Genomic DNA, 15026 nt, shown 5'->3' with positions numbered 1-15026 from the left:
GTGTAATGATGAATAATATCTCAACGACGATGACGACGACGCCGACGAAAGCTCCACTCATGAATGAACCGAAGATTTCCGCCCGTAACGTGCAGGTTTATTACGGCGAAAAGCACGCCATCAAGGATGTCAATATCGATATCCGCCCTCGGTCCGTTACAGCCTTCATCGGTCCGTCGGGCTGCGGCAAGTCGACGTTCCTGCGTTGCATCAACCGGATGAATGACACGATCGCCAACTGCCGTGTCGAGGGCAACATATCGATCGACTCGGAGAACATTTACGATCCCAAGGTGGACCCGGTTCAGCTGCGCGCCAAGGTCGGCATGGTGTTCCAGAAGCCGAACCCTTTCCCGAAGTCGATCTACGAGAACGTCGCCTATGGCCCGCGCATTCATGGTCTGGCGCGAAAGAAGTCGGAGCTGGACGATATCGTGTCTTCGGCCCTGCAGAAGGCAGGACTGTGGGGCGAGGTGAAGGATCGTCTCGACAGCCCAGGTACGGGCCTTTCCGGCGGTCAGCAGCAGCGCCTGTGCATTGCGCGCGCCGTTGCCGTCAGCCCGGAAGTGATCCTGATGGACGAACCCTGTTCGGCGCTCGATCCGATCGCCACCGCCAAGGTCGAGGAGCTGATCCACGAACTGCGCGAAAACTTCACGATCGTCATCGTGACGCACTCGATGCAGCAGGCGGCCCGCGTATCGCAACGCACTGCCATGTTCCATCTCGGAAACCTGGTTGAGGAGAACGATACCGACAAGATGTTCACCAATCCGGATGACCAGCGTACGCAGGACTACATCATGGGCCGCTTCGGCTGATCGCCGGTTGCGGGCCCTTTCTGACAATCTGAGGATAAGACCATGTCTTCGACACATATCCTGTCTGCCTATGACGACGAACTGAAATATCTGAGCCGCCGGATTTCGGAGATGGGCGGGCTTGCGGAGCAGATGTGCGCGGATGCAGTGCGGGCACTGGTCAATTCCGATGCCGCCCTTGCCCAGAAGGTGATCTCCGACGATGTGATCCTCGACCATGCCGAGCGCGATATCGGCGACAAGGCGATCGTGACGATCGCCCGCCGCCAGCCGGTTGCGGGCGACCTGCGCGACATCGTCGGATCGCTGCGCATCGCCTCCGATCTGGAGCGGGTCGGCGACCTCGGCAAGAACACTGCCAAGCGGGTGATCGCGGTGCAGGGCACCGGTGTGCCGCGCAAGCTCGCGCGCGGCATCGAGCACCTGTCGGACCTGGCGCTGACGCAGCTGAAGGAAGTGCTGGACGTCTATTCGAGCCGTTCGGCCGAGAAGGCGGAGGCGATCCGCATCCGCGACGAGGAAATCGACGCGATGTACACGTCGCTGTTCCGCGAGCTTTTGACCTACATGATGGAAGATCCGCGCAACATCACCACCTGCACGCATCTTCTGTTCTGTGCCAAGAACATCGAGCGTATCGGCGACCACGCCACCAACATCGCCGAGACGATCTACTACATGACGACCGGCGCCCAGCCGGAAGGCGAGCGTCCGAAGGACGATACGTCGAACACGCTCGGCGCGATCACGGAATAATGGCGCCGAATGACGATGGAATGGTGACGGAGCTAAGACGGAATGCAGCCGAAGATCGCGGTCGTGGAGGATGAGGAGGCGCTGAGCGTGCTTCTTCGCTACAACCTTGAAGCGGAAGGTTATGAGGTGGAGACGATTCTGCGCGGGGATGAAGCCGAGATCAGGCTTCAGGAACGCACGCCGGATCTTCTGATCCTCGACTGGATGTTGCCCGGTGTTTCCGGCATCGAACTCTGCCGGCGGCTGAGGATGCGGCCGGAGACGGAGCGACTGCCGATCATCATGCTGACGGCGCGCGGCGAGGAGAGCGAACGGGTCCGCGGGCTTGCGACCGGCGCCGATGACTATGTCGTAAAGCCGTTCTCGACGCCGGAACTGATGGCGCGAGTGAAGGCGATGCTGCGGCGCGCGCGTCCGGAAGTGCTGTCGAGCGTCCTGCGCTGCGGCGACATCGAGCTGGACCGGGAGACGCACAGGGTGCATCGCAAGAGCCGCGAAGTGCGGCTCGGCCCGACGGAGTTCCGGCTTCTGGAATTCCTGATGGCCGCGCCCGGCCGGGTCTTCTCGCGCTCGCAGCTTCTCGACGGGGTGTGGGGCCACGACATCTATGTGGACGAGCGCACCGTCGACGTGCATGTCGGACGCCTCAGGAAGGCGCTCAACTTCTCCAACATGCAGGATGTCATCCGCACCGTCCGCGGCGCCGGATACTCGATGGAAGGACACTAGGGAGAGCACCGCGATGGGAGCGCGAGTTGTCGTGGTGATCGATGGCGATGAAACGCTGCGCGAAGTGCTGCGGTTCTCCCTTGTCGATGAAGGTTTCGACGTGACGCTGCTTTCGGCGGGCTCCGAGCTGATGGAGCGGTTGGTTTCGAGCCTTCCCGATGTACTGGTGCTGAGTTCGTCCCTTCCGGGGCTGAATGGCATCGAGATCTGCCGAAGACTTCGTACCGAACCAGCAACGATGCGGGTGCCCGTGGTCCTGCTTGTTCCGGCGGAAAGCGAGAGCGACAGGCTGACGGGTCTCGCTGCCGGCGCGGATGACTGCCTCGTAGAGCCATTCCCCTCCGTCGAGCTTGCCATAAGGGTGAAGAACCTTCTTCGCCGCATGCATCCGAATCTTCTGAGCCATATGATCAGGGTCGGAGACCTGACCCTCGACCGCGAAGCACACAGGGTCCACAGGCAGAAGAAGGAAGTCAGGCTCGGCCCCACCGAGTTCCGGCTTCTCGAGTTCCTGATGCGGTATCCGGGACGGGTCTATTCGCGGACGGAGCTGAAAAGGTCGCTCTGGGGTGATGGTGCAACCGTGGACGAGCGCGCCGTCGACGTGCACATCGGTCGCCTCCGGAAGGGCATCAGCCTGGGCAAGGCTGACCAGGTGATCCGGACCGTCCGCGGAGCGGGCTACGCCCTCGGCGACGTCTGAATTTTCTCGCGATCGTTGGAAGGCCTATGCTGCTTTTCTTTAGGGCTTCGCCGAGGGGCCTGCATCTCCTGTTTGTCGTGTCTTGTCAGGCCTGCGAACCACCGAAAGGTCCAGCTGCTGGTCTTGTTGCTCTGTAGCGGGCGAAGGCGATCGCTCCGAACAGGCCGACGGCCGCCGCGCCTCCCAGAATGCTGATCGATACTGCCTGGCCGACCCCCCAAGTTCCCAGCATGACAGCGAACGCAAAGGGGGCAAGTGCTGAGGAAAACTGGCGTGCGGCGGTCACCCAGCCGAGCCGTGCGCCATAACCGTGCCTTCCGAAAAGCTCCAGTGGAAGCGTTCCCCCGACGATGCTTGCGAGCCCCGATCCCAGACCGAACAGGATCGCGAATGCGATGAGACCGGGGAGCCACGGACTTGTCGCCATCAGGACGATAAGGGCGACGGCGAGCAATCCCGCGGAGATCACGGCGAGCACCGTCTGTGACAAGCGCCCTCCGAAGATCATGTTCAGGAGGCGGCTGGCGACCTGCGAGGGACCGAAGAGGGTGGAGACCATGAGGCCTGCCGTGCCAAGCCCAAGTGCTGTCAGCAGCGGAACCATGTGGACCAGCACGGAGGCCAGCACGAATCCTTCCAGGGCAAAGCCCGCAAGCATCAGAATAAAGACGCCACTGAACGCGGGGCCGGCTTCAGGCTGAACGGCCATCGCTCCGGATTGATTTACTGATGCCCGTGGTTCGGGCACGTCGCGGGGCAGTCTCCCGACCCACCAATGGATCGGAAGGCACACGGCGATATTCAGGATCGCGAAGACGAGGTAGATCTCACGCCAGCCGAGATAGTCATGCAGTGTTGCCGTGAGCGGCCAGAAGAGCGTTGATGCGAATCCCGCGATCAGCGTCAGATGGGTTATGCTGCGCTGTGGCTTGCTGCCTCCAACCTGCACGATCGCTGCAAATGCCGTGCTGTAGAGAACGAAGCTGGAGGCGATCTCCATTGCGACGAGTGAAATACCGAACGTCGTCGCATTCGGCGATGCGGCCGCGCAGCCAAGCGAGATGGCGGCAGCAAGCGAACCGGGGACCATGAGCCGGCCGGCTCCGAACCGGTCCGCCCAGTTTCCCGCTCTCGGTGCGAACAGTCCGCCAACCAGCAGCGCCACCGATAGCAGCCCGAAAAGCCTGTCTTGTTGGATGGAGAAGTCTCGTGCCATGTCCGGCGCGAGGATGCTGAAGGAATAATAAAGGGTACCGTAGCCGATGATCTGTGTTGCGCCGAGCGCCCAGATCAGGCGCGCGGGAGCTTTCCGCTCGGTCATTCTGCAGGTTCCACATCGTTCCGTTCCACCGCAGTGGATGTACCACAGCCACAACCAGCTTTGCCATCAGTCTTGGCCTTCATGTCGGCGATGCAGCACGCGTCGACTTCAGAAAGAGCAGGACCACCGCAGCAGCCACCGGACGCTGCCTCTGCGAGCACTGGATTGGTTACGCTGCAGACACCGGTTTCCGGGAGAACGAGATGCACCTCGCGGGCGGCGTTGCTGTCGCCTGCGAGTTCCGCCACGACCGAGCGGACCTGCTCGTACCCCGTTGCCATGAGAAATGTCGGCGCGCGTCCATAGGATTTCGAACCGACGATGAAGAAGCCGGGTTCCGGCTGTGTCAACTCGACCACGCCATGCGGCGGCACCGTTCCGCAGGAATGCAGGTTCGGATCGATCATGGGTGCGAGACGGTGGGGGGCTTCCACGGCCGGATCGAGATCGAGCCGGAGTTCCTTCAGGATGTCGAGATCGGGACGGAAGCCCGTGGCCACCACGATGCGGTCGACGGCAAGCCGCTCATGCCGGCCGTCGTGCAAAGCCTCCACGTCGAGGCGGCCGCCATTCTCGCGGACGGACTGGACTGCGAAGGGGGCCAGCAGCTTCACGCGGCCGCTGTCGATCGCCTCCTTCGCCGCCAGCCCGAGATCGCCGCGAGCCGGAAGCTGATCGTTCAATCCGCCGCCGAGAAGACGGTCGATTCCATTGCGGCGCAGCGCCCATGATATGGCCGTGGTCGGCGCGGTCTTCTGGACTTCGAGCAACGCCAGCACCACGTTGATGGCGGAATGGCCACTGCCGACGACGAGGATCGATGCAGCGGCATAGTCCGGCTTGCCGACGCCGGATACGTCCGGAATCCCATAGGCGATCCTGCCGCCCGCTTTGCTTTCTCCGATAACCGGAAGGCCGTCCACGCCCATCGGGCTTGGGCGTCTCCATGTCCCGGACGCATCGAGGACGGCGCTGGCGAGGACAGCCTTCTCTTCACCAGAGGCATCGACATAGCGGATCACGAAAGGCGAAGCGCCGCGTCCCCGGCTGGTGACTTTGTCGAGGTTCTCGCGCGTCACGGCGGTCACGGTCGAACCGTAGGCGACATGTGGGGCGATTTCCGCGAGCCGGGCGAGGGGATCGAGATACCGTTCGACGATCTCCGCCCCGGTCGGCAGTTCTTCGGGATCCGGGGCAATCCAGCCCGACCGATGAAGCAGTTCGGCGGCCGAGTTCTCGATGACATAGCGCCAGGGCGAGAAGACACGCACGTGCCCCCAGGCCCGCAGCGACGTTCCCGCCGACGGCCCGCTTTCCAGGACCAGTGGACGGAGGCCGCGCTTCATAAGCTGCGCTGCCGCGGCGAGACCCACGGGACCCGCACCTATAACTGCTATGGGTAGCTTCGAAGGCATTTACCTGTCTCCTTCCGTATTTCTAGTTAATTCGAAATATGTGGGCAAAAAAATCAGGCCACCGCGGCCGCCTCCACGTCCTCGCATCGGCCGTCCGCACAGCACTCATCGGCCAGATAGCCGATCAGCGCCGACATTGCCTTGTAGTTTGCCCGGCAGATCAGCGTCGTTCCGTTTCGCTCCTGCGTCACCAGTCCCGCATCGATCAGCTTCCTGCAATGATGCGACAGAGTCGAAGCCGGAATCTCCAGCCGCTGTTGGAGGCCGCCGACCGGGAGCCCGTCGAAGCCCGCCCGAACCAGCGTGCGGTAAATCCGCAGCCGCGTCGGGTTGCCCAGGGATTCCATCTGTGAGGACGCTATTTCGATATTCATGGAAATACCGATACCGCGCCGAGCGTGGCCCGTCAAGCACTTCTGCCGGACGTGCTTCCTTGCCAAGCCCAAGGCATGCAATGCCGGTGCTGCCAGGTCCTTACAACGATCCCGATTGTTCACAATTAAGGCGGCGGTCGAATGTGCCCCGTTTTTCATCAGACGCTTTACATTTCTGTTTTTGTATCGTAATGAATGTGTCATTCGTTTTCCGAATTATAGGTCGCTCGTGACGCTCTCTGGTTCATCCTTGCACCGACCAGCTTCGCTCGAAGATCTCGAGCGCAGGCTTCAGCTCGATCTCCTGTGGCTCAACCAGCCGCCGAAGGCCTGGCTTCCTAGGACCGAAGTCGATAGTGCCGAGGTTCTGGACGTGGCTGTGATCGGGGGCGGTCTCTGCGGGCTGGTGACGCTGGCCGCCTTGAAGAAGGTCGGCATCTGCAATGTCCGCGCCTTCGACCGCGCTCCGAAAGGGCGGGAGGGCCCCTGGATCACCTATGCGCGGATGGAGACGCTGCGTACCCGCAAAGATGCCGCGGGGCCGGCGCTCGGCATCCCGTCGTTGACTTTCCGTGCGTGGTTCGAGGCGCAATATGGCGCTCAGGCCTATCTCGATATGGGCCTCATTCCACGTCCCATGTGGATGGACTATCTCGTCTGGTATCGGCGGGTCCTCGATCTCGACGTGGTCAACGACGCCACCCTGTCGGCAATCGGCTTTCGCGAAGCTGGCCTGATCGCCCTCGACTTCGAAAGGGCCGGAGCGAAGGAGCAGGTTCTCGCCCGCCGCGTGGTTCTGGCGACCGGCCTCGACGGGCTCGGCGCTCCGACGCTTCCAGATGTCGCCGCCCGCGTGCCGTCGCGCTTCGTGAAACACGGCGCCGATGTCATCGACATGGCTTCCTTGAAGGGCAAGCGCGTTTCTGTCGTCGGCGCCGGCGCATCGGCGATGGACAATGCCGCAGCCGCCCTGGAGGCGGGTGCTGCGCGCGTCGACATCTTTGTGCGTCGTGCCGATATCCCGCGCGTCGACAAATTCACCGGGGTCGGCAACCAGGGCATGACGCAGGGTTATGTCGGTCTGCCGGATGCGGACAAGTGGACCTATATGGTTGCCGGCGAACGGGCCCAGATCCCGCCGCCGCGCCACAGCGTGCTGCGCGTCTCGCGCCATCTGAACGCCTTCTTTCATCTGGCAAGCCCGATAAGTGAGCTCGTCGAGGCCGGCGATGCGGTGGACGTGGTGACGCCGAAGGGGCGTTACCGGACCGATCTGGTGATCTTCGCGACGGGTTTCTCGGTCGATTTCGGCAAGCGGCCGGAATTTTCCGCGCTCGCCGGCAAGATCCTGCTCTGGCGCGACGCTTACACTCCGCCCGCCGGGTGGGAGCATGAAGGTGTGGGTTCGACGCCCTATCTCGGCCCTTCTTTCGAATTTCTGCCGAAGCCCGGGCTCGATCCCGGTCTTGCCGCCTCGGTCTCGCGGGTCGCCTGCTTCGCCTATCCGGCGGTTCCCTCGCACGGAAAGATCACCAGCGGGATACCTTCGATCAGCGATGGCGCGGCGCGCCTGGCGACGGGTCTCGCGCGGTCGCTCTTCGTGGAGGACCGGACCTATCATCTCGACCGCTTTCTCGCATTCGATACGCCGGAACTTCTAGGCGACGAATGGACGGATGCGGATGTTGACGAGGACATGAGCATTGCCAATGGATGAACGACGTCCGGAGCTTCAGATTTTCTACGGCATCTCGTCGCCATGGGCCTATTTCGGTGCCCAAAGGGCGGTTGCGATTGCCCGTGAGAATGACGCAGGCGTGCGGCTCAGGCCGATCCGCATCATCGAGGCGAATGGCGGCATCCCGCTGCGCAAGCGTCCCGATGCGCGTCAGCTCTACCACGAGGCAGAACTGCGCCGCTGGCGGGACCATCTCGGCATGCCGCTTAACCTGAAACCGAAATTCTACCCCTGCCGCACGATCGAGCCCGCCGCGCAGGCGGTGATCGCGATCCAGAAGGCGGGCCTCGACGCGATTTCCTTCTCGTTCGCCGTGCAGCGGGCGCTTTGGGCCGAGGACCGCGACATCGCCGACCTCTCCACCCTCCGCGATATCGCGCGGGCAACGGCCGGCGAGACTGCGGCGGGGCTCGTCGCCGATCCGCAGCCGGATGATATCGTTGCGGAGTGGCACGGCAATCTCGCGGAGGCCGAACGGCTTGGTGTCTTCGGGACGCCGACCTACGTCCTCGGCAAGGAACTCTTCTGGGGGCAGGATCGCCTGGAATTCGTCGACCGCGCCCTGAAGGCCGGCAAGACCATTGAAATGCGCAAGGAAACGGCGTGATGACCGACGCAAGAAAACTGCATGATAACGCAATCATCGTCGATGGCCTCCAGACCTGCCAGTGGAGCCGGTCGATCTTCGAGGAAATGCGCGCCGGCGGCCTGACGACCGTCAACGTCTCCTCCCTTCTCTGGGAGAATTTCCGTGAAGGTATCGGTTACGTTTCCGAGTGGAAGCGCTTCCTGCGCGAGAACGACGACATCATCCGGCCGGTCCGTACCGTCGCCGATATCCATGCCGCCAAGGCGGAAGGCAAGACCGGCATCATCATCGGCTGGCAGAACACCTCGCCTTTGGAAGACAAGCTCGACTACGTGGAGATCTTCAAGGATCTCGGCGTCGGCATCATGCAGCTTACCTACAATACCCAGAACTATTCCGGCGCAGGCTACCTGGAGGAGGTCGACAGCGGGCTTACCGGCTTCGGCAGGGAAGTGCTGGCGGAAATGAACCGCGTCGGCGTGCTCTGCGACCTCAGCCATGTGGGCGACAAGACCAGCGCCGACGTCATCGCCTATTCGAAAAAGCCGGTCTGCATCTCGCATATCCTGCCGCGGGCGCTGCGGGACGTCAAACGCAACAAGCCGGACGAACTGTTCGTCGCCTGCGCCGAAAAGGGCGGCCTGATCGGCGTCAGCCTGTTCGCGCCGGGCCTTGCCGCCGGCAACGACGCGACGGTGGAGGACTACCTGGATGCCATGTCTTACGTGATCGACCTCGTCGGCGAGGACCATGTCGGCATCGGCACGGACTTCTCGCTCGACCGGCCGCGTCCCGGTCCCTGGCTGCTCTGGGCTAACAAGGACAAGGGCACCGCGCGCACGCTGACCGAATTCGGTTCCGTGAAGATATCGAAGCCGAAGGGAATTGAGCGGATGACCGAGATGCCGAACCTGACGGCCCGCATGCTGGCACGCGGCTGGGGCGAGGAACTGGTGCTCAAGCTTCTTGGCAGGAACTGGCTGCGCGTGCTCGACGCGGCCTGGACACCGATGGCCTGATCTTCTCCGGCATGGACTGTCGGTAGGAAGAAATTGCCTCGGCTTATCGAGTGGGAGACCGCGTTTGCGGGATCAGGGAACTGCATGGGGATATAAGAACACACGCCATGCCTAAAACTGGAGAGACGGACATGACGATACGCATGCAAAACGGAATTTCGCGGATGTTCCTTCGCGCCGGCATTCTTGCAGCCGGCCTTGCCGCATTTGCCGGCGCGGCCCAGGCCCAGGATGCCTCGATCAAGGGAACGGTGAACGTCGTCGGTTTTTCCGGCGTTTTCGCCGACAATTACCAAAAATTCATCATCGCTGCCTTCAAGGAGAAATATCCCGGCATCGAGGTGACGTACCAGCAGAGCAAGAATTCCGCAGAGACGCTCGCCCTTTTGACGCTTCAGCAGGCCGATCCGAAGATCGACGTGGCCCTGATCGACGTCTCGGTCGCCATCAAGGCCAACAAGAGCGGCATTTTCGCCAAGCTCGACCCGGCCAAGGTCCCGAGCCTTGCCGAAATGCCGGACTGGGCCCGCCTCGACGGCGACAAGGCGGTCGCCTTCTCGCAGGACAATCTGGCGATCCTTTACAATACCGACAGCGTGAAGCAGCCGCCGACAAGCTGGAACGACCTGACCGACCCGAAATACAAGGGCAGGATCGCCGCAAAGCTCGGCGATACGCGCGGCGTCATCCTGCTGCCGATCCTCGACAAGCTGAAGGGCGCCGACTACAAGGACACCGTCGATCCGGCGATCGACATGCTCAAGGAAATCGCCCCGAATGTCTCGACCTGGGAGCCGGCGCCGGATTGCTACGCCGTCGTCCAGAGCGGCGAAGTCGACCTTTCCATCTGCTGGAACGGCCGCGCGCAATACCTGCACGACACCCAAGGCGGCAAGATTGCTGTCGCCGCGCCGAAGGAAGGCTCGATCGGCCAGACCAATACGATCGGTCTCGTTGAAAACTCCAAGAATGCCGAGGCGGCACAGCTCTTCATCAACTATGCGCTGGGCACCGAGGCACAGGCGACCTTCGCCGAGAAGAGCTTCTATGGACCGGTCAATACCAAGGTGACCCTGCCGGACGCGGTTGCCGCGCGCATCTACGGCTCCAAGGAGGCCCAGGCCGCCCAGATGTCGCTCGACTGGAACTTTGTCGCGGAGAAATATTCCGCCTGGATCCAGCGCATCAACCGCGAAGTCATCGCGCTCAACTGATCTGTCTTGAGGGAACTGGCCGTCATGGCTGATCATCACGTCATCATCGAAAATCTCGTGAAGACCTATCCAGGCGCCCAGAAGCCTTCCGTGGATCACGTCAGCTTCTCGCTGCCGCGCGGCGAGATGCTGGCCCTGCTCGGGCCTTCCGGCTGCGGCAAGACGACGATCCTGCGCATGATCGCCGGTCTGATCGCCCCGACATCGGGGGCGATCAAGCTCGACGGCAGGGACGTTTCCTCCATTCCCGTCTACAAGCGGAACATGGGCATGGTCTTCCAGGCCTATGCCCTGTTTCCCCACATGACGGTCGCGGAGAACATCTCCTTCGGCCTCGAAATGCGCAAGGTCGGCAGGGCCGAGCGCGAGGAGCGCGTCAGGAAGGCACTCGACCTCGTCAAGCTCGCCGGTTTTGGCGAGCGCAAGGTCAGCCAGCTTTCCGGTGGCCAGCAGCAGCGTGCGGCGATCGCCCGTTCGCTGGTGATCGAGCCGGAACTCCTGCTGCTCGACGAGCCGCTGTCGAACCTCGATGCGAAACTGCGCGACGAGATGCGCGACGAAATCCGCGACATCCAGGCACGCACCGGCGTGACCGCCATCTTCGTCACCCACGACCAGGACGAGGCGCTTTCGATGGCCGACCGTCTGGCGGTGATGTCGGCAGGCAGGCTGGAGCAGATCGGAACCCCGCGCGAAATCTTCGACCGGCCGCAGACCGATTTCGTCGCCTCCTTCATCGGTGCCGGAACCTTTTTCGAAGGCAAGGTCGCCGGGCCGGGCATGGCGGCTGTCGACGGCCTGCCGCTGCTTCGTTTTGTCGGCGAAGCCGCTGTCGGATCGCCAGTCAGGCTGATGGTCCGGCCCCACCGGTTGCTTCTTGCAGGAGAGGCCGGCCAGCCGAACAGCTTTACCGGCACCGTCGAGCACATCGTCTATCGCGGCCAGATCCTGACGCTGAGCGTGCGCTGCGGCAGCCGTCTGCTGCAGGCCGATCTGCCAACGCATGCGGGTGTCCTGCCGCAGAAGGGCGATCAGGTCACCCTGACCGTCGCCCCTGAAGACGTGACCCTCATCGGTCGGGAGGCTGCATGAGCGCCGCCGTGACAGCGCCTGCAGGAGGCGCGCCGGCCGCCTCGCGGGGCATCCTCCTCATGCTGCTTCTGCCCGGCCTCGTCGCGCTGGTCATCACCTTCCTGCTGCCGCTCCTCTGGCTGTTCCGTGCCTCCTTCGCCTCTTCGGCCGTCGGGGCGCTGAGCGGCGGCGACTGGACATCGGAAGCTTATACCACCGTTCTGTTCGATCCGTTCTACTGGCGAGTAGCCTGGAATACGCTGGTTCTCGGCTTCAACGTCGCGATCTTCGCCGTCATCCTGTCCTATCCGATCGCGCTTTTCCTGGCCCGGACGCAAAGCCGCTTCCGGGGCGTGCTGACGGCGCTCGCGGTGGCACCTCTGCTGACGTCGTCCGTCGTCCGGACCTACGGCTGGATGGTGATCCTCGGAGACCGGGGCGTCATCAACAGCACGCTGCAGGCGCTGTCGCTGACCGATGGCGTCATTCGTCTCACCAACAACAGCTTCGGCGCCACCGTCGCACTGATCGAAATCCTGATGCCCTATGCGATCCTCGCCATGCTCAGCGGCTTCGGCCGACTGAACGTTCAACTGGAGGAGGCGGCCGCGATGCTCGGCGCCAACCGGCTCAAGGTGTTCACGCGCATCGTCCTGCCGCTCAGCCTGCCCGGCGTGCTGACGGCGGCGCTCCTCGTCTTCGTGCTGGCGATCTCCTCCTTCGTGACGCCGCGACTGATGGGGGGAGGGCGCGTCTTCGTCCTCGGCACGGAAGTCTTCAACGAGGCGACGGTGACGCTCAACTGGCCGCTGGCTGCGGCGCTTTCGGTCATGCTGCTCGTGCTGTTCAGCAGCATCATCCTTCTCTACCAGCGTGCGCTGCGCGCGCTCGAAGTGTGAGGCAGGCCATGCAGAACCCCTCGATCCTCGGCCGCGTCGCCTGGAATACGCTGATTACGCTGCTCTATCTGTTCCTGCTGGCGCCGATCGTCATCGTCTTCATCATCTCTTTCGACACGCGCCAGTATCTCGCTTTTCCGCCGGAAAGCTTCTCGTTCGGGTCCTATGTGAAGGTATTCGAGAATGCGAAGTTCATCTCGGCCTTCTGGCGGAGCCTGGCGATCGGCGCGATTGTCGGCATCGTGTCGGTTTCGGCCGGCATGCTCCTGTCGTTGTCGCTGGTGCGCTACAAGTTCCGCGGCAAGGCGGCGGTGAATTTCCTCATCCTCGCGCCCTTCCTCGTGCCGCATATCGTGCTGGCCGTCGGCATCATGCTGGTGATCGCGCCGATAGGGCTGCTCGACAGCTACCCCGGCATCGTACTTGCCCATCTCGGCATCACGATCCCTTACACGGTACGAACGATCACCATGAGCCTGATGGCCGTCGACACGCGTGTGGAGGAGGCCGCACTGGTGCACGGGGCGTCTCCGGCCTTGGTCTTCTGGCGCATCACCCTGCCGCTGGTGCGTCCCGGCCTGATCGCCGGTGCCGTGATCGCCTTCCTGATCTCCTTCGACGAGGCGACGATTTCGCTCTTCATCGTCTCGGTCAAGGCGTCCACGCTGCCGACAGAAATTTATCACTATCTCGAATATTCCACCGATCCGCAGATCGCCGCCCTTTCCGTCATCCTGATCCTGATCTCCATCGGCGTCGTGGTCGCGGTCGAAAGATTGGTCGGCCTGCGCAGGGCGATATGAGGCCGGCATGACAATCGTCGAAACAACGGGTGGTCCTGTCGAGGGTTTTCGGGAAAACGGATATCACGTCTTTCTCGGGGTTCCCTATGCCGCGCCGATCACGCCGGAACGGCGTTTTGCGGCGCCGCAGCCGGTGCCCCGGTGGTCCGGCATCCGCTCTGCCAGGACACTCAGCGCAGTCTGTCCGCAGATCCCGACCTATGGTCCCGTAGGCAAGGCGGCCGCATCGAAACTGGAGTTCGGCACGGACTTCCTGACGGTCAATATCCGGACGCCGTCGGTAACCGGTTCCGCTCCGGTACTCGTCTGGATCCATGGCGGCGGCTATGCCGTCGGTTCGGCGAACGAGGCCGTTCTGCAAAGCGGCGCCTTTGCGGCCAGTGGCATTGTGGAAGTCACCGTCAACTATCGGCTGGGCGCGCTCGGCTTCCTGCATCTGAACGACGGTTCGCCGGACAATCGCGGCCTGCTCGACCAGATCGCCGCGCTTCAATGGGTTCGCGATAATATCGAAGCCTTCGGCGGTGACCCGAAGCGCGTCACCTTTGCGGGCCGTTCTGCCGGTGGCTTCGCGATTGCGGCGGTCATGGCCATGCCCGCGGCGCATGGTCTCTTCGCCAGGGCGATGCCGCAAAGCGGGGCGAGCACCGGCATTTCCACTATGGACGATGCGCAGAAGCTCAATCGTCGCATGCTCGACTATCTGCAGGTGACGGAAGCCGAGCTTCACGACATGCCCTTCGAGACCCTGCTCGTCGCGCAGCGCGATCTCTGCAACGAATCCTACGAACGGCATGACTTCGAGCGGGACGGCTCGGCCTCGATGCTGGGTGTCCCCTTCGTCCCGGTCATCGACGGCATCTCGCTTCCGCGACACCCGGAAGCCGCCGCAGCGGATGGCGAAACCATCGCCGTGCCGATGATGATCGGCTGCACGACCGGCGAATACGTGACCCATGCGACGGCGCAGCCGGACATGGATTTCGAGATCGCCGCAAGCCTGCTGCACGAACGCGTGCGGCCGATGGGGCTGACCGGGGCCGGGATCGTCGAGCGCTATCGGCGTGCGTTGCCGGATCATTCTCCGCGCGGCATCTGGCGCGCCGTCGGGGGCGATCTGGTCTTCCAGAACCCGGCGACGCGCTTCGCCCGACTGCATGCGGTCCACCAGCCCGTTTACAAATACCTCTACGGGCCGATCGGGACAGACGAACTCGGAGCGCCGCACGGCGCCGAAGTCGGCGAGGTCTGGTACCGGCGCGGCATGGATGTCAGCCATCTGCCAACGCGGCAGGCCGTCACGCGGCCGGATTTCGCGGCGGCTGTTCACGACGTCTGGGTTTCCTTCATGCGCGACGAGATGCCGAAGTCGCCGGCCGGTGACTGGCCTCGCTATTCTGCCTCGCAGCCGGAGGTGCTGCATATGGACGCCGGTGATTTTCGCGTCATCGCCGACCCCTTCGATGGGCGCACCGCGCTTTGGAGCACCGCGGGCGCGTGAAAAGGATCGCACGACCGTTCACACCGATAAGCGCCCGTTCTGAACCGGACTGGTCCGCCAAGGATAAGATGGC

The 15026-nt window shown here is 63.0% G+C and carries 15 protein-coding genes; 12 read left to right on the top strand and 3 right to left on the bottom strand.

The annotated features are described in order from the left end of the window. Positions 1–29 precede the first annotated feature (29 nt). Genes pstB through JL39_RS11315 form a run of 4 tightly spaced genes read left to right on the top strand, consistent with a single transcriptional unit; the run spans position 30 to position 3009 of the window. Positions 30–821 carry a phosphate ABC transporter ATP-binding protein PstB gene (gene pstB / locus JL39_RS11330; protein ID WP_037150284.1) on the top strand — a complete coding sequence of 264 codons (792 nt, stop codon included), beginning with the start codon at positions 30–32 and terminating at the stop codon, positions 819–821. Positions 822–863: 42 nt separating this feature from the next. Then, positions 864–1577: a phosphate signaling complex protein PhoU gene (gene phoU, locus JL39_RS11325; RefSeq protein ID WP_037150036.1), complete on the top strand. Its 714-nt coding sequence runs from the start codon at positions 864–866 to the stop codon at positions 1575–1577. Positions 1578–1619: 42 nt separating this feature from the next. Continuing rightward, positions 1620–2306, top strand: coding sequence for a phosphate regulon transcriptional regulator PhoB (gene phoB / locus JL39_RS11320; RefSeq protein WP_037150033.1), 687 nt, complete (start codon positions 1620–1622; stop codon positions 2304–2306). A gap of 13 nt (positions 2307–2319) precedes the next feature. Next, positions 2320–3009, top strand: coding sequence for a winged helix-turn-helix domain-containing protein (locus JL39_RS11315; protein ID WP_037150030.1), 690 nt, complete (start codon positions 2320–2322; stop codon positions 3007–3009). Between the two features lie 85 nt (positions 3010–3094). Here JL39_RS11315 and arsK read toward each other — a convergent pair whose 3' ends face one another. From arsK to JL39_RS11300, 3 genes are read right to left on the bottom strand one after another with little or no spacing between them, the layout of a single operon-like run. Next, complete coding sequence (gene arsK, locus JL39_RS11310) at positions 3095–4330, bottom strand: arsenite efflux MFS transporter ArsK (protein ID WP_037150027.1); 1236 nt, start codon at positions 4328–4330, stop codon at positions 3095–3097. Next, positions 4327–5745, bottom strand: a complete 1419-nt coding sequence (locus tag JL39_RS11305; protein ID WP_037150024.1) for an FAD-dependent oxidoreductase — start codon at positions 5743–5745, stop codon at positions 4327–4329. Before JL39_RS11305 ends, arsK begins: the two co-directional genes overlap by 4 nt. Positions 5746–5798: 53 nt before the next feature. Beyond that, complete coding sequence (locus JL39_RS11300) at positions 5799–6119, bottom strand: metalloregulator ArsR/SmtB family transcription factor (RefSeq protein ID WP_037150282.1); 321 nt, start codon at positions 6117–6119, stop codon at positions 5799–5801. A 250-nt stretch (positions 6120–6369) separates the two neighbouring features. Here JL39_RS11300 and JL39_RS11295 point away from each other — a divergent pair, with 250 nt between their 5' ends. The 8 genes from JL39_RS11295 to JL39_RS11260 all read left to right on the top strand — a co-directional run bounded on the left by JL39_RS11295 (position 6370) and on the right by JL39_RS11260 (position 14953). Then, positions 6370–7836: an NAD(P)/FAD-dependent oxidoreductase gene (locus JL39_RS11295; RefSeq protein ID WP_244446874.1), complete on the top strand. Its 1467-nt coding sequence runs from the start codon at positions 6370–6372 to the stop codon at positions 7834–7836. Beyond that, positions 7829–8464, top strand: a complete 636-nt coding sequence (locus JL39_RS11290) for a 2-hydroxychromene-2-carboxylate isomerase (protein ID WP_037150017.1) — start codon at positions 7829–7831, stop codon at positions 8462–8464. The genes JL39_RS11295 and JL39_RS11290 overlap by 8 nt, the downstream gene beginning before the upstream one ends. After that, positions 8464–9465 carry a dipeptidase gene (locus JL39_RS11285; protein ID WP_037150014.1) on the top strand — a complete coding sequence of 334 codons (1002 nt, stop codon included), beginning with the start codon at positions 8464–8466 and terminating at the stop codon, positions 9463–9465. Before JL39_RS11290 ends, JL39_RS11285 begins: the two co-directional genes overlap by 1 nt. A gap of 131 nt (positions 9466–9596) precedes the next feature. Beyond that, positions 9597–10679 (top strand): ABC transporter substrate-binding protein, encoded by a 1083-nt coding sequence (locus JL39_RS11280; RefSeq protein ID WP_152601106.1) that lies wholly within the window; start codon positions 9597–9599, stop codon positions 10677–10679. Positions 10680–10703: 24 nt separating this feature from the next. Further along, positions 10704–11771, top strand: coding sequence for an ABC transporter ATP-binding protein (locus tag JL39_RS11275; RefSeq protein ID WP_037150012.1), 1068 nt, complete (start codon positions 10704–10706; stop codon positions 11769–11771). Next, entirely contained in the window at positions 11768–12649 is an 882-nt protein-coding gene (locus JL39_RS11270; RefSeq protein WP_052182820.1) for an ABC transporter permease, read from the top strand. The genes JL39_RS11275 and JL39_RS11270 overlap by 4 nt, the downstream gene beginning before the upstream one ends. A gap of 8 nt (positions 12650–12657) precedes the next feature. Next, the gene (locus tag JL39_RS11265; RefSeq protein WP_037150009.1) at positions 12658–13452 is read left to right on the top strand and encodes an ABC transporter permease; all 795 of its coding nucleotides are present in this window, start codon (positions 12658–12660) and stop codon (positions 13450–13452) included. A 7-nt stretch (positions 13453–13459) separates the two neighbouring features. After that, complete coding sequence (locus tag JL39_RS11260; RefSeq protein ID WP_037150006.1) at positions 13460–14953, top strand: carboxylesterase family protein; 1494 nt, start codon at positions 13460–13462, stop codon at positions 14951–14953. Positions 14954–15026: the final 73 nt, after the last annotated feature.

The organism is Rhizobium sp. YS-1r, from assembly GCF_000757525.1.
Taxonomy (GTDB): Bacteria; Pseudomonadota; Alphaproteobacteria; order Rhizobiales; family Rhizobiaceae; genus Neorhizobium; species Neorhizobium petrolearium.
This window is presented reverse-complemented; position numbering and strand designations above follow the sequence as displayed.